The sequence below is a fragment of the Janthinobacterium sp. HH104 genome, assembly GCF_001758715.1.
Taxonomy (GTDB): Bacteria; Pseudomonadota; Gammaproteobacteria; order Burkholderiales; family Burkholderiaceae_D; genus Janthinobacterium; species Janthinobacterium aestuarii.
This window is the reverse complement of record NZ_LRIB01000027.1, coordinates 128,567-150,193: the sequence shown is the minus strand read 5'-3', so window position 1 is coordinate 150,193 and position 21,627 is coordinate 128,567. Positions and strand designations below refer to the sequence as shown.

The following is a 21,627-nucleotide window of genomic DNA, read 5'->3' as shown; positions in this document are numbered from 1 at the left end:
GCCGGCATATTATTGCCCAAATTCAGCGTGCGGGCTGAGCATGTGCCATGCGTGCTTTACAATTATGCATCTGCGCATCCGCGCCATCTGAATTCTATGCATAGTATGTGAAGGGAATGACAAGCCTGTGACTTCCAAGCCGATCAAGATCGCCGCCACCGTCGTCGTGGCTCTCGCCGCTGGGGCGGGCATTTACACGTTTACCCGTCCAGCCGCCACCGCCACGCCAGGCGCCCCGGCCTCGGGCAGCCCGGCCGCCGCGCCCCAGTCCACTGTCGATACGGCCGCCGTGGCCAGCCAGTTCCGCGACTTGCTGGGCAATTTTCGCAAGATTATCGTGCTGCTGGCCGACGAGCAAAGCTTGCCCGAAGGCGCGCGCGACGAAGCCCGTAAAGTGGGGCAAGCGCTGTTCCATGAAAACCAGGAACGCATCGCCAAGCTCGATGCGGCGCTCGACCAGCTGACGGCGCCCACCAATCCGGGCCGCTTCGAGGCGCTCGACAGCCTGTTGACGTATATCGAATCCGATCCCGGCCTGTACGACGCGGACCGCCTGGCTTTCCGCGAGCTGCTGCAAAGCATGCTCGCCGACGTGGCCAAGGATTCGTCCTTGCCGGCGATCAAGCTGCACAAGCGCATTTCCGAAGACCTCGACGCGCTGGGCGAGATCGAGCGCAATTACGAGAAGGAAATCCGGCAAATCTTCGGCAACCTTGGCCAGCGCGCCATCGAGCTCAAGCGCGAACGGTGGGATGATTACGTGGCGCAGCTGAGAAAACTCTACAGCCGCGAGCAGATTTTGAAGGAAAACGGCATCGTCGTGCCTTACACCGTGCCACCGGCCGGTTCCATTCCGGAAGCCAAGCCGGTGCCAAAAAAAGACGAGGCGGAAATCTTCGGCCTCGGTTTGCCGAAGAAAACCATCGTGCTGACCTTTGACGATGGCCCGCACCGTCGCTACACGGAAGAAATCAGCGCCATTTTGAAACAATATGGCGTGCCGGCCGTGTTCTTCAACGTGGGCCGCAACTTGGGCAGCCTGGACGCGGAAGGCCACGCCAAGCTGAACGCGGGCGCGGAAGTGAGCCGCAAGCTGATGAAAGAGGGCTATGCCGTGGGCAACCACAGTTTCAGCCACGCACAGTTATCCAAGCAGACTGGCGACAAGCTGAAAGGCGAAATTCTCGGCACCGACACTTTATTGAAAGCCATCAGCCCCGAGCGGGCCGCGCTGTTCCGCTTTCCGTATGGCGCGCGCAACAGCGAAGGCATGGCTGCGCTGGCCGATGCCCATTTGAAATCGGTGATGTGGAATATCGATTCGCTGGACTGGGCCGACCCCGTGCCCAGTTCCATCACGAACCGGGTGCTGGCGTCCGTCGACAAGGCGGGACGCGGCATCATCTTGTTCCACGACATCCACGAACGCACGGTCAAAGCCTTGCCGGCCGTGCTCGACAAGCTGATCGCCGAAGGCTATCAATTCGCAGGCTGGGATGGCACGAGCTTCCAGGTGGCGAAAAGCACGGCGCCCGCGCCCGAGAAAGTGCCGGTGACCACCGGTTACGCCAATTCCTGGGCCGTCGTGATCGGCATCGACGACTACGCCAAGTGGCCGAAACTGCAATATGCGGTGCGCGACGCGCAAGGCATCCGCGAAACCCTGATTGAAAAATTCGCGTTTGCCCCCGAGCGTGTCGTCACCCTGAAGAATGGCGAAGCGACGCGCAACAACATCCTGGCCGCCTTCCATGACAAGCTGGCCCATGGTGGCGTGCAAAAGAATGACCGCATCTTCGTGTTTTTCGCCGGCCACGGCGCCACGCGCAAGCTCAGTTCCGGGCGCGACCTCGGCTACATCGTGCCCGTCGACTCCGACCCGGCGCAGTTCGCCACGGATGCGATCCCGATGACGGAAATCCAGAATATCGCGGAGTCCCTGACGGCCAAGCACGCGTTCTTCGTCATGGACGCCTGCTATAGTGGCCTGGGCCTGACGCGCGGCGCCGGTTCCAGCTCCTTCTTGCGCGACAACGCCAAGCGCATCGGCCGGCAAATGCTGACGGCCGGCGGCGGCGACCAGCTCGTGGCCGATGGCGGGCCGAACGGCCACTCCGTGTTCACGTGGACCCTGCTGCAGGGCCTGGCGGGCAAGGGCGACCTGAACGGCGACGGCCTGATCACGGCGACGGAACTGGCGGCCTACGTGGCGCCTGCCGTGTCCAGCGTGTCGAACCAGACGCCCGCGTTCGGCAGCTTGCCCGGCTCGGAAGGGGGCGATTTCGTCTTTGAATTGCCGGGCGAGACCGAATTCCTCAGCCCGAACACGACGCAGCTGTCGACGGAAGCCATCGCCCTGAACAGCAAGCTCGACGCCAAGCCAGCGGCGGCCAGCGTGACGGTCAAGGATTTGCAGGGCGGCGAACAGAAGATCGTCACGCCGGGCGCCGTGCCGAGCTCGACGCGCCAGCTGGCGCAGCGAGCCAACGACCGTGGCTTGCAGCTGTACAAGGAGAAACAGTATGCGGCGGCGGAAGCGCAATTTACGGAAGCGCTGAAATTGCGTCCCGATTTCGCGCTGGCGGCCAACAATCTGGGCTTTGTTTTCTATAAGCAGGAAAAATACCGCGAAGCGGCCCGCTGGTTTGAAAACACGGTCAAGATGGACCCGTCGCGCGCCATCGCCTATCTGAACCTGGGCGACGCGTATGCCAAGGCTGGCGATGCGGCCAAGGCCAAAGCCGCCTATAAAACCTATCTGGAACTGGCGCCGACGGCGGCCACGGCGCCGGCCGTGCGGCAAAAGATGGAGAAGCTGTAGTTGGCCACTACTTTGCCCATCGTCCACGTGTTTGCCTGCAGCGGCCGTTTCCCCAGCTGGGAAGCGCTGCAGGCATATTTGTCGCCCACGTACACGGAAGATGGCGATGCCGTGCCATCGCCATTCATGCTGGAAACGGGCCTCACGTGTTACGAGCCGGCCTGTTTTGAAAGCGCCATGCTGGCGTCGCCAGTGCCGCTGGCGCAGTTGCTCGATGGCGTGTCGTACCCCGACAGCTGGCTGGCGCAGGCCTGTGCGGACGCGGATGGGCAAAGCGTCCTGGCCGACACGGCCGTCTGCGTGTTTGCGCCGAACCAGCTGGCGCACCCGCAGCGCAGTTCGCTGCATTACGTGGGCAGCTATGCCTACGCCGGCGGCTGAGCACCATCTTCGCGCTGCTCATGCAGTAGCTTGTTGATTGCCGCCAGCAGGCTGGTGCCCGAGGTGGTGATGAAACGGGCACCGGCCGCCTGCGCTTCCGTGCCGTAGCTGGCAACCGTATCCTTGCTGCAATATACGACGATGGGCAGTTCCGGCAAGGTCTGGCGCACTTCGCGCACCGTGCGCACGCCCGCATCCTTGATGCGCCGGCGGTTTTCCACCCGTGCCATGTCCGTGATCAGCAGCGCATACGGTTTCTGTTGCAGCATGGCCAGTGCCTGGCGTGTCGACACGGCCTGGTCCACCTTGATGTTTTCCCGTTCCAGCTGTTCCACCAGCAAGGTATTGTTGCGCGGATGGTCGTCCAGCCACAGCACCAGGCTGGACGGCTTTTGCGCCGTCGGCACGCCGGCCAGGGCCGTGACTGGCGCGCCGCCATCGGGCGGGTAGGCCAGCAGCAGCTGCGTGACGGCTTCCTGCATGTCGTCGAGCGACTTTTGCTGCAAGCGGCTCAGTTCCGTCACCTCGATTTCCTTGCCGCTCTCCAGGCGCACGGATTCGTTCTTGACCATGCTGTCGGCCCGCTTGATCATGATGGACAGGTAGATGCGTGTAAGCAGGTAGCCGATCAGGAAACCATGCACGGAAAAGAACAGCATGATGCCGCCGACCACCGCCATCGCCGTGGCCGTATCCGTGGCCAGGCTGGGCGCGATAAAGGCGGCCATGCTGCGTGCGCTGCCGGGCAGGCTTTTGAGTTCGATCAAGCCCACGCCGACGATGATTTTCGTCAGCCAGTCCGACACTTCCACCAGATTCGAATTGATTTCCATGGGCGTGGGCGTGCCCAGGAACAGCGTATTGCTGGGGGCGGCGGCGGCCGTGTCGGTCCCTGCGGCCGGTGGCTCGTCCGTAGGACGGCTCTTGCCATTGTTCCGCTCGTCGGGAGGGGCGGCGCTGACGGTGCCAGAGGGCAGGCTGCGCGGGATGCCGAACAAAAAGCCCAGCAGCATGCCGCTGACGCAAAAGCCCAGGCTCCACAGCAGGGCCGGCACGGCCTGGTAGTAGGGCGGCAGCAGGGCGCCCGCCGTCACGGCCAGCAAGCCCGCCAGCAGGATGAACAGCAGGATGTAGGGGAGCGCATCGCGCTTGCGCACGGCCGCGGCGGCGGTTTTCGTTGCCTTGCCGGCACTGTCGCTCAGTTCCACGGTCGCTCCTTGAAAAATGCTGAATCCAAACAAGCAGCCGGCCGCGTATATATCCGGTAGGCTAGACCAAGCCCTGGACCCATACTGACATCATAAAAACTGGAGACGCGATGCGATTGAGAAAACGCAAACTGGTAGCAGCTTGTGCGCTGGCATTGCTGGGCTTGGGGCGGCAGGCGGCGGCCCGGGCCCAGTCCGAGGCGGCTCCAGTTGCCGATGAAACACGCACCGTGCGCGTGACTGGCCACTACGACAACGCCGTCGGCACGTCGGATGCGGCCAGCCAGGGCGTCATCACTACTGAGTTGATTGTCAACCGGCCCGCTTTGCGCACGGGCGAATTGCTGGAATTCGTGCCCGGGCTGATCGTCACCCAGCACAGCGGCGACGGCAAGGCCAACCAGTATTTCTTGCGCGGCTTTAACCTTGACCATGGCACGGATTTCGCCACTTACGTCGACGGCATGCCCGTCAATATGCGCACGCATGCGCACGGGCAAGGCTATTCCGACCTCAATTTCCTCATTCCCGAGCTGGTGCAGCGCATCGATTACAAGAAGGGGCCGTATTTCGCCGGTGAAGGCGATTTCGCCTCGGCAGGCAGCGCCCGCATCCGTCTGGCCGACAAATTGCCGCAGGGCCAGGCCAGCGTCTCCGTCGGCCAGCACGGTTATGTGCGCGGCGTCGTCGCCGATTCGTTGTCCGCCGGGCCAGGGACCTTGTTGGTCGGCCTGGAAGTGCACCGCAACAACGGTCCCTGGGACGTGCCGGAGCGCGTGCGTAAATACAGCGGCGTGCTGCGCTACAGCCAGGGCACGCCGGACGACGGCTTCAGCGTGACGGGCATGGCCTATAAAAACAGCTGGAACGCCACCGACCAGGTGCCGCTGCGCACCGTGGAATCGGGCCAGATCGGCCGTTTCGGCAGCCTCGCGCCCAGCGATGGCGGCGACACCTCGCGCTACAGCCTGTCGTACGCGATGCGCAAGCGCACGGACAACCGCCTGTTCGAGCTCGACGCCTACCTGATCCGCTCGCAGCTGGAACTCAATAGCGACTTCACGTATTTCCTTGCCGATCCGGAACAGGGCGACCAGTTCCAGCAAAGCGAGCGGCGCACGGTGGCAGGCGTGAACGCCAGCGAAAGCTGGACCATGGAGCTGTTCGGTCTTCCCTTGCGCAACAAGCTGGGCGTGCAGGCGCGTTTTGACCGGCTGTCGCCCGTGGGTTTGTACAACACGGTGGAGCGCGTGCGGCAGAGCACGGTGCGCGAAGACCGGGTGCGCGAAAGCAGCATCGGTCTCTACGGCGAAAACACGGTGCAATGGCTGCCCTGGCTGCGTTCCGTGGCGGGCGTGCGCTATGACGCTTACCGTTTCAAGGTGGACAGCAGCATAGACGGCAACAGCGGCTCGGCGAATGACCACGTGGTGTCGCCGAAACTGTCATTGATACTTGGGCCGTGGAGCAAGACGGAATTTTTCGTCAACTACGGCAAGGGCTTTCACAGCAACGACGCACGCGGCACGACGCAGACGCGCTTGCCCGACGGCACGCCATCCACGCCTGTCACGCCGCTGGTGCCGACCAAGGGCATGGAATTGGGCGCGCGCACGGAATGGCTGCCGGGCCTGCAAAGCTCGCTGGCCCTGTGGCGCCTCGACATCGCGTCGGAATTGCTGTTCGTCGGCGACGCGGGCGAGACGGAGGCCAGCCGCGCCAGCCGCCGCCACGGCATTGAGTGGAACAACCATTATATTGCCGCACCGTGGCTGCTGTTCGACCTGGATCTGGCCGCTTCGCGCTCGCGCTACACGGAAAATGATCCGGCCGGCAATTTTATTCCCGGATCGATCGACAAGGTGGCGTCGTTCGGCGTGACCGTGACGGACCAGGGCCCGTGGTCGGGCGCCTTCCAGCTGCGTTACTTCGGCCCCCGTCCCCTGATCGAGGACAACAGCGTGCGCTCGGCCTCGACGACTCTGGCCTACGCGCGCGTGGCGTATCAGATCAACCGCAAGACGCGCGTCTCGCTCGACGTATTCAACCTGTTCGACAAGCGCGCCAGCGACATCGATTATTACTATGCCTCGCGCCTGCCCGGTGAAGGGGCTGATGGGGTGAACGACCGGCATTTCCACCCGGTGGAGCCGCGCTCAGCGCGCCTGACCTTGTCATATGCGTTCTGACAAGGCTACACTGCGGCATGACAGATCATTTGGTAAATACCAGTAAATTCCTTTCCCTCATCCTGCGTCACGCGCCCGAAAAAATCGGCCTCGCGCTCGATCCCCAGGGCTGGGCCGATATCGGCCAGCTGCTGGCGCTGGCGGCCCAACATGGCCGCGGCCTTTCCCGTGAACAATTGGATGAGGTGGTGGGACGCGACAGCAAGACGCGCTATGCCATCAGCGATGACGGCTTGCGCATCCGTGCCAACCAGGGGCATTCGCTGTCCGCCGTCGATATCGGCTTGCCGCCGTCCACGCCGCCCGCCGTGCTGTATCACGGCACGGCCAGCCGCTTTGTCGACGCGATCCGCGCCGGCGGTTTGGCGCCGGGATCGCGCAACCACGTGCACCTGTCCAGCAACCACGAAACGGCCGTGGCCGTCGGCGCGCGCCACGGCAAGCCCGTCGTGCTGACGGTGGATGCGGCCGCCATGCGGGCGCAGGGCCACGTGTTTTACGTGTCGGACAATGGCGTGTGGTTGACACAGGCCGTGCCGGTGGCCTTCATCGGCTTTCCCTGACTAATGGCTTAGCGTCCTGGCCTTGGCTTGCCCCTGGCGCTTGCGGCGCCAGATCAGCACGCCCGTCACGCTCAGGCCCGCCACCAGGACGCCCATGGCGCAAATGAACAGTTTGAAAGGCCAGCCCCACATCGAGGCCATGTGCAGGGCGCTGATCCAGCTGCGGATGGTGTCGCCGCTGGCTGCGCCCGTGGGCAGCCAGGTGGCCAGCTGCCGGCCGCTGGCCGCGTCGAAAAAGACGGTGGTCAGGCCCTTGTGGGCGCGCACGTCGCGGCTGCTGCGCACGTTGTAGCTGTACACGCCCAGCGCGCGTTCGTAGGCCAGCGCGTTTTCCTCGATGATGGTGAATGCGTGCTGGCGCGCCAGCGCGTCCATCAACTGGCGGCCCTGCGTGCGCGCGGCCTGCCAGTCCAGCTGCGGCCCCGGCGACGGCGTGTGCCGCGCGACGATTTCCTCGGCACCCTGGTGGGCAAACAGCGGATGCATGACGGCCGCATAGGCGCCGTACAGGTTGAAGGCGACGCCGCTCCAGGCAAACACCAGCAGCATGGCCCACAGCCACAGGCCGCCCGCGCGGTGCAGGTCGAACACCAGTTTATAGCTGCCGCCGTTGCGGCGCAGCAGCCATGACGGGCGCCAGCGCAGCAGCCACGGTTTGCTGCCCGGCGAGCGTTTTTTCAGGCGGGCGGGAAAGGTCAGGGCGGCGCCGATGAAGCAGTCGACCGTCCACACGATGGCGATCAGGCCGAACATCAGCAAGCCCGTGTCGCCCAGCGCCAGCGCGTAATGCAGGCGCTCGATGAAGGGCAGCAGGTTGATGGCGCCCTCGCTGATTTCGCCCCAGCGGCGCTGACCCAGCACGGCCCCCGTGTAGGGATCGACGAACACTTCGTCGCTGGCCAGCGGCGCATTGCCGGACTGGCGCAGGTAGAACACCATGCTGTGGCCTTGTGGCGCCGACAGCGGCGCGTAGCTGACCTGCGCCTGGGGAAAGCGTGCGGCGATCGTCTCGCGCAGCAGCAGGGCGTCGAGCGGCGCCGCACCAGGCGTGGGCGGCGCCACGCGGAAGACGGCGGGCAGCATGGCCGCCTCCAGTTCATCCTTCCACGCGAGCGCGCTGCCCGTCACGCCGGTCACGATGAGGAAGCCGGCCATCAGCAGGCCCGCATAGCGGTGCAGCGCCGCCAGGACGGGGCGCATGTGCAGCGATGGCATCAGAAGCGGTACATGGCGCTGACGTTGGCCGTGCGTTCCGCATTGCGGTAGCACAGGTTGGGCAGGTAGCCGCAGTCATACAGGGTCTGCTTGTTCAGTACATTGTTGACGTTGAGGGCGAATTGCCACGGCCCGCGCGACACGCCCAGCGCCGCATCCCATTGCGTGATGCCGCCATTGCGGATGTTCAGGTTTTCGCCATCGGAATTCGAGCGCATGGCGCCGAGAAAACGCATGCCCAGCGCCGCGTACGCGGGCAGGCTGCCGGCCAGCGTGAACGATTGGCGGGCCCAGGCCGAGGCGCTATGGCGCGGCGCGCCCGCCTGCTGCAAACCCAGGTCGCCATTGTTGCTCTTTGTCACCTCCGTATCGAGGTAGGTGTATTGGGCGATCAGGCTCAGACGGCGGGCAAACTCCGTGCGCGCTTCCAGTTCGACGCCGCGCGACTTGACCTGGCCCGTCTGCAGCAGGAAACCCGGATTCCCGATGTCGGACGTGGTGACATTGTCGCGCATCAGGTCGAACACGGCTGCCGTATAGCTGGCGCGCTGGCCCACGGGTTCGTAGCGGACTCCGGCTTCAAACTGCTTGCCGCGCGACGGTTTCAAGGCGCCGCCGCCCATCGCCGTGCCCAGTTCGGGCGAGAATGAGGTGGCATAGCTGACATACGGCGCCCAGCCGTCATCGAACAGGTAGACGGCGCCCAGGCGGCCCGTGGTGGCCGATGGCGACTGGTGGTAGTCGGGTTTGACGGCGCCGGTATTGAGGTCCGTGACGTCGCGCGATTGCGTGGCCTTGTCGCGGCGCAGGCCGGCCGTGACGACCCAGCGGTCCCATTTCAATTGATCCTGCGCGTACAGGCCCAGCTGGCGCGACGGCGCTTCGGCGCGCGTGGGCGCCTTGGCCGGCACCAGGGGCTGCTTGCCGTACACGGGCTGGTACAGGTCGAGCGGCTCGATGAAGCCCCGCTGGTGGCGGTAGTCGTCCGTGTTGCGGATGTTCGCGTAGTCGACGCCCAGCAGCACCTGGTGCGTCAGGCCGCCCGTGGCAAACTTCGCCTGCAGCTGCGTGTCGGCGAACAGGCTTTTCGACGCCGTATCGACAGGCATGAAATAGCGCTCCACCGTGCCATCGTCATTCAGGCCCAGGGGAAACATGTCCGTGCGGTCGTTCTTCAGGCGCGTGTAGCGCAGGTTCTGGCGCAGCGACCACGTATCGTTGAATGTGTGCTCGAACTCGTAGCCCAGCATGGTGTTGCGGCGTTTGAAGCGGTTATCGTCGCCCATCAGGTTCACACTTGGGTCGACCTGGCCGCGCGGGCCAGGCACGAGCAGCTGATTCGGAAACGCGTACTGCTGGTTGTCCTGCTCGTAGCGGGCCAGCAAAGTCAAACGCGTGGCGGGGCCTGCCTGCCAGGTGAGCGAGGGGGCGAAGTACAGGCGGTTGTCGCGGTCGCGGTCCAGCCGCGTATGGGCTTCGCGGCCCAGCATGACGACCCGGTAAGTCCAGGCGCCTGGGGCATCTAGCGCGCCGCCCACGTCGGCTTTCAGCTGGCGGCGCTGGTAGCTGCCGTACTCAATTCCCACTTCGCGCACGGCGTCCGCGCTGGGACGCTTGCTGACGGCGTTGACCATGCCGCCCGGCGGAATCTGCCCGTACAGCACGGACGCGGGGCCGCGCAGCACTTCCAGGCGTTCCAGGCCATACGGTTCGATCGATGCGCCAAAGGTGCGGCCCGAATTGCGCAAGCCATCTTGCAGGATGCCGTTCGTCTCGATGGTGAAGCCGCGCAGCAGCGAGGAATCGTCGCTGCCCAGCGGGCGCTGGTTCGGCGTCACGCCGGCCGTGTAGCGCAGGGTTTCGTCGAGCGATTCGGCATTGCGGTCGCTGATTTCATCGGCCGTGACCACCGACACGGATTGCGGGTTTTCATTGAGCGCCGTATCCGTCTTGGTGGCCGAGCCGGCGCGCCGCGCCACATAGCCGCGCACGGGACCCGTCGCCGTTTCGCGTTCGCTGCTGGCATTGATGGTGATGGCGGGCAGGGTGGCGCTGGCCTGGGCCGGCGTGGCTGCCGGTGCAGGGGCAGTCTCCGCCCGCAGCGCATACGCGCCATTGGCGCCGGCCACCACGCGCACGCCCTGGCCGCGCAGAAGTTCCTCGAAACCCTTGCGCACGGTGTAGCTTCCCGCCAGGCCGCCGCTGCGCTTGCCCTGCAACAGGGCCGCGTCGGCCGACAGTTCCACGCCGGCCGCGCTGGCGAATGTGGTCAAGGCCCGTTCCAGCGGTCCAGCGGGGACCGCGTACTGGCGCTTCGCTTGCGTCGTGTCGGCCGTCTGCGCGTAGGCGGCGGGGGCCGTGACGGCGACGGCGCCCACGGCGGCGCCTGCGAGGAACAGGGCCTGGATGGCGGCGGCGAGGGGGAACGGACGCATTTTGTGCGCGGGTGCGGTCAGGCGAGGGGGCATGGTGCAAATCCTTGGAAAGTGACGGGAGAAAAATCGGTTCTTCCCGTATTCCGAACGAAAAGCCAAAACCCTCAACGTTTTTTCATTTATTTTGTATTTATTTTTCAGGCGGCCTGGCGCGGCCCTACGCTGACCCAGTAGCGCGTGCGATAGCGTAGTTGCACGGGCAGGCTGGCGGCCAGGTTGGCCAGCGAGCGGTCCGTGTCGCGCAGCGAATACACGCCCGTCACGCGCAGGCCGGCGATCGATTCGTCGCAGCGCAGCACGCCGTGGCGGTAGCGCCCCAGTTCTGCCAGCAGCTCGTCCAGGCGCATGCGCTCGGCCACCAGGCTGCCATCGGCCCAGGCAGCGGCGCTGTTTTCGACCTTCGTCACATCTTGTACTTCCAGGCGCGTGTAGCCAGCCTGCTGGCCCGCCTGCAGGTGCAGGGCGGGGGCGCCGTCCTGCATCGGCTGCAGCGGCTGCAGGGCGACTGTACCCTGGAACACGGCGACACGGCTCTCGCCGTCATCGAGGCGCACACTGAAGCGCGTGCCCAGCGCCGTGGCCGTGCCTTGCGGCGTTGCCACCAGCAGCGGACGGTAGACGGGCGCTTTTTCATGTGCGCTGGTGACGAGGATGGCGCCCGCGCGCAGCACGATGCGCCGTTCGCTAGCGCTGTAGCGCACGTCGATGGCGCTGGCCGTGTCGAGCACCACTTGCGTGCCGTCGGCCAGCACGATGGTGCGCGTCTCGCCGACCGACGTGCGGTAGTCGCTGGCGGCGCGCTGCCACAAGTCCGTTTCGTGCGCCAGCAGGGCCGTGCCCCCGCCCGCTGCGATCAGCCCCAGCAGTTGCAGGGCGCGCCGGCGGCCGGCGGCATGACGCGGCGCCGGCACCAGGGCGTTGCGCGCCACGTCGCGCGGCAAAGCGTCGAATTGCCGCGCGAAGCGCTGCAGCCGGGTCCAGGCCCGCTCGTGTTCGGGGTGGGCGGCGCGCCAAGCGGCGCAGGCGTCCGCATCGGCCGCGCTGGCGTCTTCCGCCCACAGCCGCGCCATCCATTCAGCGGCGCGCTGCAGCGCGGCGGGGGCGATAGGGGCGCTGTCCAGCTGGGAGCTCATGCGAATTGCGCCGCGCAGCAGGCCAGCAGCGCGCGGGCGATGTATTTTTCCACCGACGAGACGGAAACGTCCAGGCGCGCGGCGATGTCGGCGTAGCCCATGCCTTCGAGTTTGCACAGCAAGAAGGCGTCGCGCACTTTATGCGGCAGGCTGGCGAGGATGGCATCGATTTCCATCAGTGCCTCGACGATCAGCGCGCGCATTTCCGGCGTGGGTGCGGCCGCTTCCGGCTGCGCGGCGATGGCGTCCGCGTAGGCTGATTCGATATGTCGACGGCGGAACAGGTCGACCACGAGGCCGTTGGCGATCTGCGCCAGATGCTGGCGCGATTCGTCGCGGCCGGGCGCGCGGCCCCGCGCGAGGATGCGCAGATACGTGTCGTGCGCCAGGTCGGCCGCATCGAAGGCGTTGCCCAGCTTGCGGCGCAGCCAGCCCTGCAGCCAGCCGTGGTGGTCGCTGTAGAGCACTTCGATTTGCCGATGCAGTTCCAGTTCGGGGCGTAGCATGCAACCTTTCCATGCCATGGTCCGCGGACAAACAGGCCTTGATGCGATTGAGAATTGTTCGTATTGTAGCCCGGTTGTGCGCGCTTGTGGCTCGCGTGTGGCCGGCTAGTGGCTGTCCAACAACGCCATCAGCTTGAAATCAGCTTGATGTCGACCACTCTCTCCACCAGCCAGACGGCCGCCACCAAGGCGATGGCCAGCGAGCCGACGGTCAGCACCTGCCGGTACAGCCACGTCTTGCGCAGCAGCCAGGCGGCGGGCAGGAACGCGGCGACGATGGCCAGTTGGCCCAGTTCCACGCCCACGTTAAAGCCCAGCAGGCTGGCCAGCAAGGAACCCTGCGGCAAGCCCAGGTCGCGCAGCACGCTGGCAAAGCCGAAGCCGTGGATCAGGCCAAAGACGAAGGCGGCTACGGGGCGCTTGCCGCGGAACAGCGGCAGCAGGTTGTTCAGTGCGGCCAGGATCACGGAGGCGGCGATCGCCGATTCCACCCAGCGCGATGGCAGCGAGATGAGCGACAGACTGGCCAGGGTCAGGGTGATGGAATGGGCGAGTGTGAAGGCGGTGACGACTTTCAGTACGTCGATGAATGCGCCTCTTAACCCCCAGCTCAAGACCTGGGGTCGGACCCGCCGGGTCCGACCCCGGCTCTCCGCTGCGGGGGGCAACGGATTCTGCGGCACGTTTGAGCGTGTGGACTGGTGGGCTTGAGGCAGCAGCACGGCTGGCAGCAGCAAGGACAGCAAAAACAAAATATGGTCGTAGCCGATCCAGATATGCCAGACGCCGTGTTTCACATAGGCGCCGAACTGCGCCAGGCGGTCGGGCGCGGCCAGGGAAAGCGTCTGGCGCGGGCTGTCCGGGTCGAAGATGGCCGTTTGCGTATTGCCACCGCTATCGATTTTGACGAGTCCCTTGTGCTGCGGATCGAGGTCGGCGAACAAGGTGTAGCCGATGGCGAGACTGGCCGGCGCAGCGCCGGGGCAGCTAGCCTGGAAGCGCAGCACGCTGTAGGCGCCGTCCGTATGGTTGTCGATCAGCTGCTCGACGGCTTTCAAGGGGCACGCGCCCTGGTCGCTGGCCACTTGCAGGCGCTGCAGCGCGTACGCGGCGATGGCGTCGTGGCGCGCGCGGATTTCATCCCAGGTCAGGGCGCCGTCGCCATTGCCATCGAGTCCGATGGCGAAATCGAGGTCGCGCAGGGCGATATCCCATTGTCCTTCGATCTGCTGGCCGTGGACCTCCAGGCTCAGGTAGCTGTCGCTGGGCTTGTGGGCTTGTGCGGGCGCGAGCCAGGCGCACAGCAGCAGGATGAAAAGGCAGCGCTTCATAGCGCACCTGCCTTCTTCGCAGAACTGATTTTCGCATCATCCTGCGGCCCCAGCTGCCTGGCGAGCCGCTGCAAGGCCACGTCTTCCACGCCATTGGCCGCGACCCAGGCCAGCACGGGCTGTGCCGCCGTATAGTTGCGTGCGGCCAGCGATGCTTCCAGCAAGATGCGCATGTCGGGCACTTCCTTCTGGATGGCCCAGTTTTTCTGCGCCAGTTGCAGGGCGGCGGGAATATCCTGCTGCAAAAACAGGGCGAAGCGGGCCTGTTCGCGCTGGTGCACGGTGTCGCCGCGCTGCATGGCGGCGTTGAAGCGGGCCGCCAGCTCCGCTTTCGCCGCCAGGAAGGCGGGCTGCTGGCTGGGCTGCGCCTGCAGGGCCAGCGCGTAGCGCAGCAGCAGGGCATCGATGCGCTGCTGCTCTTTCAGCAGCTTGGCGACTTCCTGCGGGCGCTGCCGGTCGAGCAGGAAATCCGCGTAGGCGCCCAGCAGATAGCTGTCGCGCGGCTGCTGCGCCAGCGCCTTGGTGTAGCGGGCTTCGGCCAGCGCCCACTCTCCGCGCCGGGTGGCCATTTCCGCCAGCAGGGTTGCGGCCCAGCTTTCCAGTTCAGGCGCCGCGCCGGCGCTACGCTGCAAGGTCAGGTCCAGCAAGCGCTCGCTGGCGGCGGCGCGGCCCGTGACGCTGGCGATATTGGCAAGGCAAGTGACGGTGACGAGCTGCGTTGTCAAGGCCGACAGCCGGGCGCAGCTGGCCGTCGCCTTCGCGTAGTCGCCCTGCACGGTGAGCACGGTGGCGCGCGTCAGCCACGCTTGCCCGTTGGCCGGCTCCTGCGCGATGACGGCGTCGAGATCCTGCAGCGCGGGGCCGAAATGGTGGGTGCTTTGCAAAATGGTGGCACGCAGCAGGCGCACGGGGACGGGCGGCGCCGCTTGCCGCCACCACGGCGCCAGCGCCGCTTGCGCATAGCCGAGGTAGCGCGGATCCGTGTCGCTGCGGGCCAGCGCGATGTAGCGCTGCGCCAGGCCGCTGGCCAGGGCCAGGTCTTGTGGTTTGGCGTCGAGTTGCTGGCGCAGGCCGCGCAGGGCCAGTTGCGTGGCGTCGGCGCGGCGCGGCAGCTGTTCGATGACGGCGCTGCCATCTTTCGGCGTGTAGGGCGCGGCCCATGCCAGCAAGGGCAAACAGGCGCACAGCAGGGAAATCGGTGTTTTCATCGTGGACGCCATCGACGGGAATGGGTACGGGCGCCGGGGAGCTGACTCCCCGGCGCCCGATGGGGCTTACAGAGGCACCGGCTCCGTATTGTCCGGAGACGTCGCCATGATGGCGTCGATGCCGACGCCATCCTTGTCATCGCTGGTGGTCAGGATGACGTTGCTGACGGCCACATAAAATGCGTCAAGCAGGACGACGGGGGGAGGATTGACGCCGCCGTCGCCATTCTCGCCGCCGTGGCTGCTACCGCCACCACCGCAGCCGGCCAGCAAGGCCGTGAGCGCCAGGGCGCCGCATACATAAAGCTTTTTCATCGCGTTCTCCTGGTTACAGCTGCGGCGAACCGGCCACGGGATTTTTCAGGTAGGGGAAGCCTGCCGTGAACGACGTTTCGTCGAGGAAGGCGCCATCCGTGAAGTGCAAGCCGCCGGCGGGAGCGTCGGCCGGGGCGCAGCCGATGTTCAGGGTGCACAGCTTGCCCATGGCCACGCGCAGGACCACGTCGACCACATCGTCGCCAGGGCGGCGGCCGTTCGGGAAGCCCGCGTTATCGCCGCCGATGACGCCGAGGCGGTTCTGCGCACCGACGTTGGTGGCGGCGATGGACGTATTGAGGCGCAGCATTTCGGACGCCGTCACGGTGACGGGCTGGTTCACGCCCTTGATGCCCGTCAAGAAGGTGGCGACCAGGTCGTTGCGGGGAAAGTTGGTGGGCGCCTTGGCGCCGGCCGAACCGTACAGCACTTCCACCAGGGCTGGCGCTGTCGGGTTGGTGACGTAGTCGGCAAATTGCGCGTCGCCCGACGGCTTGCTGGCGTTGAAGCGGTCCTTGTCCTTCAGGCCGATCACCAGTTCATTTACCAGCGGCATGCCCAGGCGCGACACTTGCACCCACGCGCCGCCTTCCTTCGACGCCGCCGTGGCCGTGCCGGGAGCAGGGTTCAGCAGGCGCCCCTGGCGCAGGCTGGCCGTGGTCCAGCCGCCGATGACGGGGTCGGCACCGGCCGTCAGACAGGCGGTCGGCACTTCCATTTCGATGGCCGTGACGTTTTTCTTGGCCAGGTCATCCTTGGCGGCCGACTCCGCATTCGCGGCAAATTCCGTGGCCGGTGCCTTGATGTTGATCAAGTCGAACGTTTCGCCCAAGTTGACCACGAACGGGTCCTTGCGCTGGCCGACGAACAGGCGCGCCGGCGTGGCGCAGCCGGGAATGTTGACGGCGTACACATGCTGCGCGGCATACGCGGCGTAATTGGGGATGGCCTTGTTGCCGATATTGTCGACCGGCTTGTCGAAGGTCGTGCCGCCGCCCGTGGCATTCGTGACGCTGCTGCGCGTGCCCGTGCGGCGGTCGCCCCGCACCACCGTCACGCTATAGGTTTCGCGCACGTTCAGGCCGGCCGGGTTGACGGAATCGATGGCGCCGCCGTTGATGACGAGCGGAATCGAGACTTTCTTGCCGCCCACGGTGAACTGGCCATCCTTGATGGTGTTGGTGAAGCGGAACTGGAAGGTGAGGTCTTCCTTGCCGTCGCCATTGTTGTCGATATGGATTTCGTACAGCGCGTTCGGGTCCATGGCGAAGTAATTCGGCCCGCCGTAGGCGTCCTGCAGGGGGATATAGTCGGCCACCAGCGTGGTGTAGGCGCCGCGCCCCGTTTCATAGCTGCGGAACATATAGAAGTCGGTGGCGTCGACCTTGGGGTTTTGCGTGATGAACGGCGCTTCGCGGTGGCTGGAGGCAAAGGCCGATGGCGTGATCGCCAAGGCCAGCAGGTTGCCCAGGAGGGCGGCGCCCAGTGCGGTTTTCGAGTGTAACAATGACATGTCGATTCTCCCTGATTGTTATGTGCATACGTAGGACTAGCGGGAATTACGGGGCTGCATCAGTTGTACGGGGCGCCAGCACGATCGGATTCATTCCTTGCAAATTATTTTTAGGCAGCGGAATGAACGGCCGTCGATCGTCAGGGGGCTGGCGCACGAGGTCGAATCTACGTGGATATTGCACGGCAGTAAGAAAAAATATTTTGTGGACACGAAGAGACGCCGCCGTCAGTGATGGCGATAGCCTGTTGCGCTATGTCGCAGTGTCTGCGAAGGCGTGCACGGGGCGCGTGGGAATGCGTGAGTATGCGGATATGGAGACGATAGACGCTCGAAATCCGCTTGACCGGCGCCCCGCTTGCGGGGAGAGTGCGCTTACCAGGCCAGCACTTTGGGGCCGATGGCCGCGCCGATGGCAGTTGGCGCCAGCATGCCCAGCACGTACCAGAAACCGACGAAACTGGCGGCCAGCTCGGGGCAATGCAGGCAGTACACGAGGGCCGCCATGGCGCCTGCGGCAAACCCGGCGGCCGCGCCGGCCAGGCGCAAGCGCGTGGGCGCCAGCTGGCGCATCAGGCGCAGCACGGCGGCCAGGATCGGCAGCGACAGCAGGGCGATGAGCAAGGGGCAGCTGCGCCAGGTGGCGCCCCAGAACAGCTCGGCGCGTTGTTCGGGCAGGGCTGCCTGCAGGATGATGGCGCCCAGCGCCCACATCAGCAGCAGCGGCATGGCGAGCAGCAGGGGCAGGGCGCGCGTGGCGGCGCCCGGCACGCACAGGCGGCGGCTGACGTGCCAGGCCGCCAGGGAGAGGCAGATGACGAAACCGACCTTGATCCAGAAGTCGGGCAGCAGGGCCAGCTGTTCCAAATTGGGCCGCACGCCCAGCAGCATGACCATCAGCGTCACGCTGGCCAGCAGTCCGGCGCCCAACGTGGACGCGGCACGCCAGTGCGTGCCCGGGGGCGGGGCGGCTGCCACGTCGGGGCCGTTGGCCAGCATGGCGATCAAGTCATCGGTTTTCATGGTGTCGTTATCCTCAAGTTGGCTGCCAGTGCCTTCAAGCCGCGATGTACGGCCACTTTGACGCTGGCTTCCGAAATCTGCATGGCCGCGGCCGTGTCGCGCACGGACCAGCCGTCGAGCTTGGTATGCACGATGGCGTCGCGCTGCTGCGCCGGCAAGGTGGCCAGCAGCTTGCCCAGGTCGCGGCTGGCCTCGGCCGCCTCGGCATCGGCGCTGGAAAACAGTTCCTGCGCGCTATCTTCTTCGTCGTACGGCAAGTGCTGCGCCTCGCGCCGCCCATGCCGGCGCAGCCAGTCGATCAACTTATAGCGCGCGATCGCATGGATCCACGACGTCAGCGGCACCCCCGTGTCATACGTCAAGCGCTGGTTGTGGATGGCCAGCAGGCACTCCTGCACCAGGTCTTCCACCTCGTCCGGCCAGCGCTGCAGGCGGCGCCGGAAAAACGCGCGCAAGTGCTGGCTGCTTGCCTGCAAAAAACTGCGGTAGGCCGCCGCATCGCCATCGAGCCCGCGCAGCATCAAGCCATGCAGCCGCAATTCCGTGCCATGCAGGTGTTCGCTTACAGGTATTCGTTGCATGCAGGCCTTTGGTGACAGGCGTTGGAAAAAATAAATTCAAAAAATAATGGAGGGTGGCTGTAACCAATCCGCGGCATGCGGCGAATTGACAGGCAAGCACGCTTCTTAATTCACGCTTCTTATTTCAATATACCGGGTAACGACCATGGACATCAAGCACCGCCTTGCAACACTGCTTTTACCCGTACTGAGCATGGCTGTGGTGGCCCCGGCCATGGCGCAAATGGCGGCGGGCCAGCGCTGCGCCGTGCAAAGCGGGCCGCAGACGGCGGCGCTGGTGGAGCTCTACAGCAGCGAAGGCTGCTCCAGCTGCCCGCCCGCCGACCAGCGCCTGAGCGCCTTGCGCAAGGAAGCGGGAGCGGCCAGCCTGATCGTGCCGCTGGCCTTGCACGTCACCTACTGGGACCAGATCGGCTGGACGGACCCGCTGGCGCAGGCGCAATTTGATGCGCGCCAGGCCGAATTGCTGCGCCACCAGCCGCGCCACGTGGCCTACACGCCGCAGTTTTTTGTGGGCGGCACGGAATTGCGCAGCTGGGATACGCAACTGCCGGCCGCCATCCGCCGCATCAACGCCACCGCCGCGCCCGTCAACATCGGCCTGTCCGCCACGCCGGGGCCCGGTGGGAAACTGGTGCTTGAAGCCAATGCCAGCGCGCCGGACGCGCAGACGAGCGGCCAACTGTACGTGGCCATCAGCGAAAGCGCCATCGTGTCCAAAGTGCTGCGCGGCGAAAATCGCGGCGTCACCCTGCATCACGATGCGGCCGTGCGCCTGTGGCTGGGGCCAGTTGCGATGTCGCAAGGCCGTGCCCAGCTGCGCCGTGAAGTCAAGCTGCCTGCCAGCTGGCGCCCGGAGCAGCTGCAAGTGGTGGCCTTCGTGCAGGGCAGCGACAGCAGCGCCATCCTGCAAGCCGTCAGCACGGCATCCTGCGCGAAGGGAGCGATGTGATGAACGGACAAGCAAGCGTGATCCACCCAGCCTGGCTGCGCATCACGCACTGGCTCAATGCCGTGGCCATCGTGGTGCTGGCCACCAGCGGCTGGCGCATCTATAACGCGGCGCCATTCTTCCCGTTCGAACTGCCGCGCGTCCTGACCCTGGGCGGCTGGCTCGGCGGCGCGCTGCAGTGGCATTTCGCCGCCATGTGGCTGCTGGTGGCCAATGGCTTGCTGTATCTGATTATCAATATCGTCTCGGGGCGGCTGCGGCGCCAGTTCTTTCCCCTGTCGCCGCGCTTGCTGTTGGCCGATTTCATCGCCGCGCTGAAGGGCAAGCTGGCCCATGCGGACCTGCGCCACTACAACATGGTGCAGCGCGCCGCCTACCTGTTCGTCATGCTCGACTGCATCGTGCTGGTGCTGTCCGGCCTGGTGCTGTGGAAATCCGTGCAATTTCCCCTGCTGCGCGAGCTGATGGGCGGCTACGAGAGCGCGCGCAGGGTCCACTTCATCGCCATGGCGCTGCTGGTCGGTTTTGTCGGCGTGCACCTGCTGATGGTGGCGCTGGTGCCGCGCACCCTGGTCGCCATGCTGCGCGGCCGCTAAGGAGATGAGCATGAAAAAAACCATCATCGTGCAAGAGCAGGGCCAGGCCATGCTGGCCGACGCCTTGCGCCAGATCAAGCAGCCGTCGCGCCGCCTTTTCCTGCAGCGCAGCTTGACCCTGGGCGGCCTGTCCTTGCTGACGGGGTGCAGCGCCAGCGACCCGGCCAGCATCGAGACAGCCTTGACGGCGGTGTCGCGCTTCAATGACAAGGTGCAAGGCTGGCTGTTCGACCCGAGCAAGCTGGCGCCCACGTATCCCGATTCCATGATCACGCGGCCGTTTCCCTTCAACGCGTATTACGGCGAGGATGAAGTGGAAGAGATCGATGGCGACGCCTGGCGCCTGGAATTGAGCGGCCTGATCGCCGACAAGAAAGCGTGGACCCTGCCGCAGCTGCGCGCCTTGCCGCAGGAAACGCAGGTGACGCGCCACATCTGCGTGGAAGGCTGGAGCGCCATCGGCAAGTGGGGCGGCGTGCCGTTTTCTCACTTCCTCAAGCGGGTGGGCGCCGACACGACGGCCAAATACATCGGCTTCAAATGCGCCGACGATTATTTTACGAGCATCGACATGGCCACGGCCCTGCACCCGCAAACGATCATGGCCCTGACGTATGACGGCCAGGAATTGCCGCCGAAATATGGCTATCCGATGAAACTGCGCATGCCGACCAAGCTGGGCTACAAGAACCCCAAGCACATCCAGGCCATTTTTGTCACGAATACCTACCCGGGAGGGTATTGGGAGAATCAGGGCTACAACTGGTTCGGCGGATCTTGAACACTTTTGGCAATACCCCGTAGCACCGCAGTCACTTTACCACCGGGCAATCTCGCCCATCCCACACTGAGACAAGGACCTATCATGAAAACCACCATCACCGCCATCATCGCTTCCGCCATCCTCATGTCGGGCGCTGCGTTTGCCCAGGACGCCATGAAGAAAGATGCCATGGCCAAGGACGCTTCGGCCGATGCCATGCACAAGGATGCGATGGACAAGGACGGCATGAAGAAGCCGATGGCCAATAAGCACATGAAGAAGGATCACATGGCCAAGGATGGCATGGCCAAAGATGCCATGGCGAAAGACGGCATGGCCAAGGGCGAGATGAAAAAGGATGAAATGAAGAAAGACGGCATGGCCAAGGATGCGATGGCCAAGTAAGGACAAGTAAGGCGGCTTGCCTTGCGCCGCTGTCAGCCTCGACCGAAGCTGACAGCGACGCTAGTTGCATCAGAGTTCTATTGGGGCATGCTATATTTGCATTATCTTTCTCTTAATGCGGGAATTTTCCGATGCGCTATATCGACGTCACATGGTTCCATGAGAACAAGGCCGATCCGGTGCGCCTGATGTCCGAGCTTGACCGTAATGGTTATGAAACGCGCAAACTGGAATTTTTTATCGATGGCGGCGTCGGTTTCGCCCATGTTACGGCTGCATCGATGGCTGTCGAACTGGGGAGCGTGCCAGTCCCACCGCTAGACGAGATCAATGCCCATGCCGAGTTTTCCGGCGTGGAAATTTGTCAGGCGGACTTTGAGCAAGCGTGGCGCCAGGCGCTAGGCAATCAATGCTAGTGCGGCGCAAGCTTGCTTGGCGTTGCCAAATCAAGATGATCCACGCCGATTGGTGTAAGCTGATCGCCTCCTG

General features: G+C 64.9%; 20 protein-coding genes. 9 read left to right on the top strand and 11 right to left on the bottom strand.

Annotated features, from left to right (window positions below; genetic code table 11):
* Positions 1-127: 127 nt before the first annotated feature.
* On the top strand, positions 128-2,821 hold the full coding sequence (locus JAB6_RS09855) for a polysaccharide deacetylase family protein (RefSeq protein ID WP_070302621.1): 2,694 nt from the start codon (positions 128-130) through the stop codon (positions 2,819-2,821).
* On the top strand, positions 2,822-3,202 hold the full coding sequence (locus JAB6_RS09850; RefSeq protein WP_070302619.1) for an immunity 22 family protein: 381 nt from the start codon (positions 2,822-2,824) through the stop codon (positions 3,200-3,202).
* Here the strand turns inward: JAB6_RS09850 and JAB6_RS09845 are convergent.
* Positions 3,187-4,410, bottom strand: coding sequence for a response regulator (locus JAB6_RS09845; protein WP_070302617.1), 1,224 nt, complete (start codon positions 4,408-4,410; stop codon positions 3,187-3,189). The two genes, JAB6_RS09850 and JAB6_RS09845, sit on opposite strands and share 16 nt — an antisense overlap.
* Positions 4,411-4,520: 110 nt before the next feature.
* Between JAB6_RS09845 and JAB6_RS09840 the strand changes: the two genes are divergently transcribed.
* Positions 4,521-6,599 (top strand): TonB-dependent receptor, encoded by a 2,079-nt coding sequence (locus JAB6_RS09840; protein ID WP_070302615.1) that lies wholly within the window; start codon positions 4,521-4,523, stop codon positions 6,597-6,599.
* 17 nt (positions 6,600-6,616) lie between these two features.
* Positions 6,617-7,162 (top strand): RNA 2'-phosphotransferase, encoded by a 546-nt coding sequence (locus JAB6_RS09835; RefSeq protein ID WP_070302614.1) that lies wholly within the window; start codon positions 6,617-6,619, stop codon positions 7,160-7,162.
* Here JAB6_RS09835 and JAB6_RS09830 read toward each other — a convergent pair whose 3' ends face one another.
* The 10 genes from JAB6_RS09830 to JAB6_RS09785 form a co-directional block, all read right to left on the bottom strand.
* Positions 7,163-8,377, bottom strand: coding sequence for a PepSY domain-containing protein (locus tag JAB6_RS09830; protein WP_217494618.1), 1,215 nt, complete (start codon positions 8,375-8,377; stop codon positions 7,163-7,165).
* Complete coding sequence (locus tag JAB6_RS09825) at positions 8,377-10,845, bottom strand: TonB-dependent siderophore receptor (protein ID WP_139143335.1); 2,469 nt, start codon at positions 10,843-10,845, stop codon at positions 8,377-8,379. The genes JAB6_RS09830 and JAB6_RS09825 overlap by 1 nt, the downstream gene beginning before the upstream one ends.
* A gap of 104 nt (positions 10,846-10,949) precedes the next feature.
* A complete protein-coding gene (locus JAB6_RS09820) occupies positions 10,950-11,945 on the bottom strand; it encodes a FecR domain-containing protein (protein WP_070302610.1) in 996 nt (331 codons plus the stop codon).
* Positions 11,942-12,451 carry a sigma-70 family RNA polymerase sigma factor gene (locus JAB6_RS09815; protein WP_070302608.1) on the bottom strand — a complete coding sequence of 170 codons (510 nt, stop codon included), beginning with the start codon at positions 12,449-12,451 and terminating at the stop codon, positions 11,942-11,944. The genes JAB6_RS09820 and JAB6_RS09815 overlap by 4 nt, the downstream gene beginning before the upstream one ends.
* Positions 12,452-12,579: 128 nt before the next feature.
* A complete protein-coding gene (locus tag JAB6_RS09810) occupies positions 12,580-13,782 on the bottom strand; it encodes a HupE/UreJ family protein (protein ID WP_070302606.1) in 1,203 nt (400 codons plus the stop codon).
* Positions 13,779-14,990, bottom strand: a complete 1,212-nt coding sequence (locus JAB6_RS09805; protein WP_070302604.1) for a hypothetical protein — start codon at positions 14,988-14,990, stop codon at positions 13,779-13,781. Before JAB6_RS09805 ends, JAB6_RS09810 begins: the two co-directional genes overlap by 4 nt.
* 66 nt (positions 14,991-15,056) lie before the next feature.
* Positions 15,057-15,305: a hypothetical protein gene (locus tag JAB6_RS09800; RefSeq protein ID WP_070302603.1), complete on the bottom strand. Its 249-nt coding sequence runs from the start codon at positions 15,303-15,305 to the stop codon at positions 15,057-15,059.
* Between the two features lie 13 nt (positions 15,306-15,318).
* A complete protein-coding gene (locus JAB6_RS09795) occupies positions 15,319-16,818 on the bottom strand; it encodes a DUF4331 domain-containing protein (RefSeq protein ID WP_081368009.1) in 1,500 nt (499 codons plus the stop codon).
* A 375-nt stretch (positions 16,819-17,193) separates the two neighbouring features.
* Positions 17,194-17,841: an NrsF family protein gene (locus JAB6_RS09790; RefSeq protein WP_070302600.1), complete on the bottom strand. Its 648-nt coding sequence runs from the start codon at positions 17,839-17,841 to the stop codon at positions 17,194-17,196.
* Positions 17,838-18,422, bottom strand: a complete 585-nt coding sequence (locus tag JAB6_RS09785) for a sigma-70 family RNA polymerase sigma factor (RefSeq protein ID WP_070302598.1) — start codon at positions 18,420-18,422, stop codon at positions 17,838-17,840. Before JAB6_RS09785 ends, JAB6_RS09790 begins: the two co-directional genes overlap by 4 nt.
* A gap of 145 nt (positions 18,423-18,567) precedes the next feature.
* On the opposite strand from JAB6_RS09785, the gene JAB6_RS09780 reads away from it, so the two are divergent.
* The 5 genes from JAB6_RS09780 (at position 18,568) to JAB6_RS09760 (ending at position 21,554) form a co-directional block, all read left to right on the top strand.
* Positions 18,568-19,374 (top strand): thioredoxin family protein, encoded by an 807-nt coding sequence (locus JAB6_RS09780; RefSeq protein WP_070302597.1) that lies wholly within the window; start codon positions 18,568-18,570, stop codon positions 19,372-19,374.
* Positions 19,374-19,970, top strand: a complete 597-nt coding sequence (locus JAB6_RS09775; protein ID WP_070302595.1) for a cytochrome b/b6 domain-containing protein — start codon at positions 19,374-19,376, stop codon at positions 19,968-19,970. The genes JAB6_RS09780 and JAB6_RS09775 overlap by 1 nt, the downstream gene beginning before the upstream one ends.
* 10 nt (positions 19,971-19,980) lie before the next feature.
* The gene (locus tag JAB6_RS09770) at positions 19,981-20,751 is read left to right on the top strand and encodes a molybdopterin-dependent oxidoreductase (RefSeq protein WP_254671532.1); all 771 of its coding nucleotides are present in this window, start codon (positions 19,981-19,983) and stop codon (positions 20,749-20,751) included.
* Between the two features lie 84 nt (positions 20,752-20,835).
* Positions 20,836-21,138, top strand: a complete 303-nt coding sequence (locus JAB6_RS09765) for a pentapeptide MXKDX repeat protein (RefSeq protein WP_070302592.1) — start codon at positions 20,836-20,838, stop codon at positions 21,136-21,138.
* Between the two features lie 131 nt (positions 21,139-21,269).
* Entirely contained in the window at positions 21,270-21,554 is a 285-nt protein-coding gene (locus JAB6_RS09760; RefSeq protein WP_070302590.1) for a hypothetical protein, read from the top strand.
* Positions 21,555-21,627 lie beyond the last annotated feature (73 nt).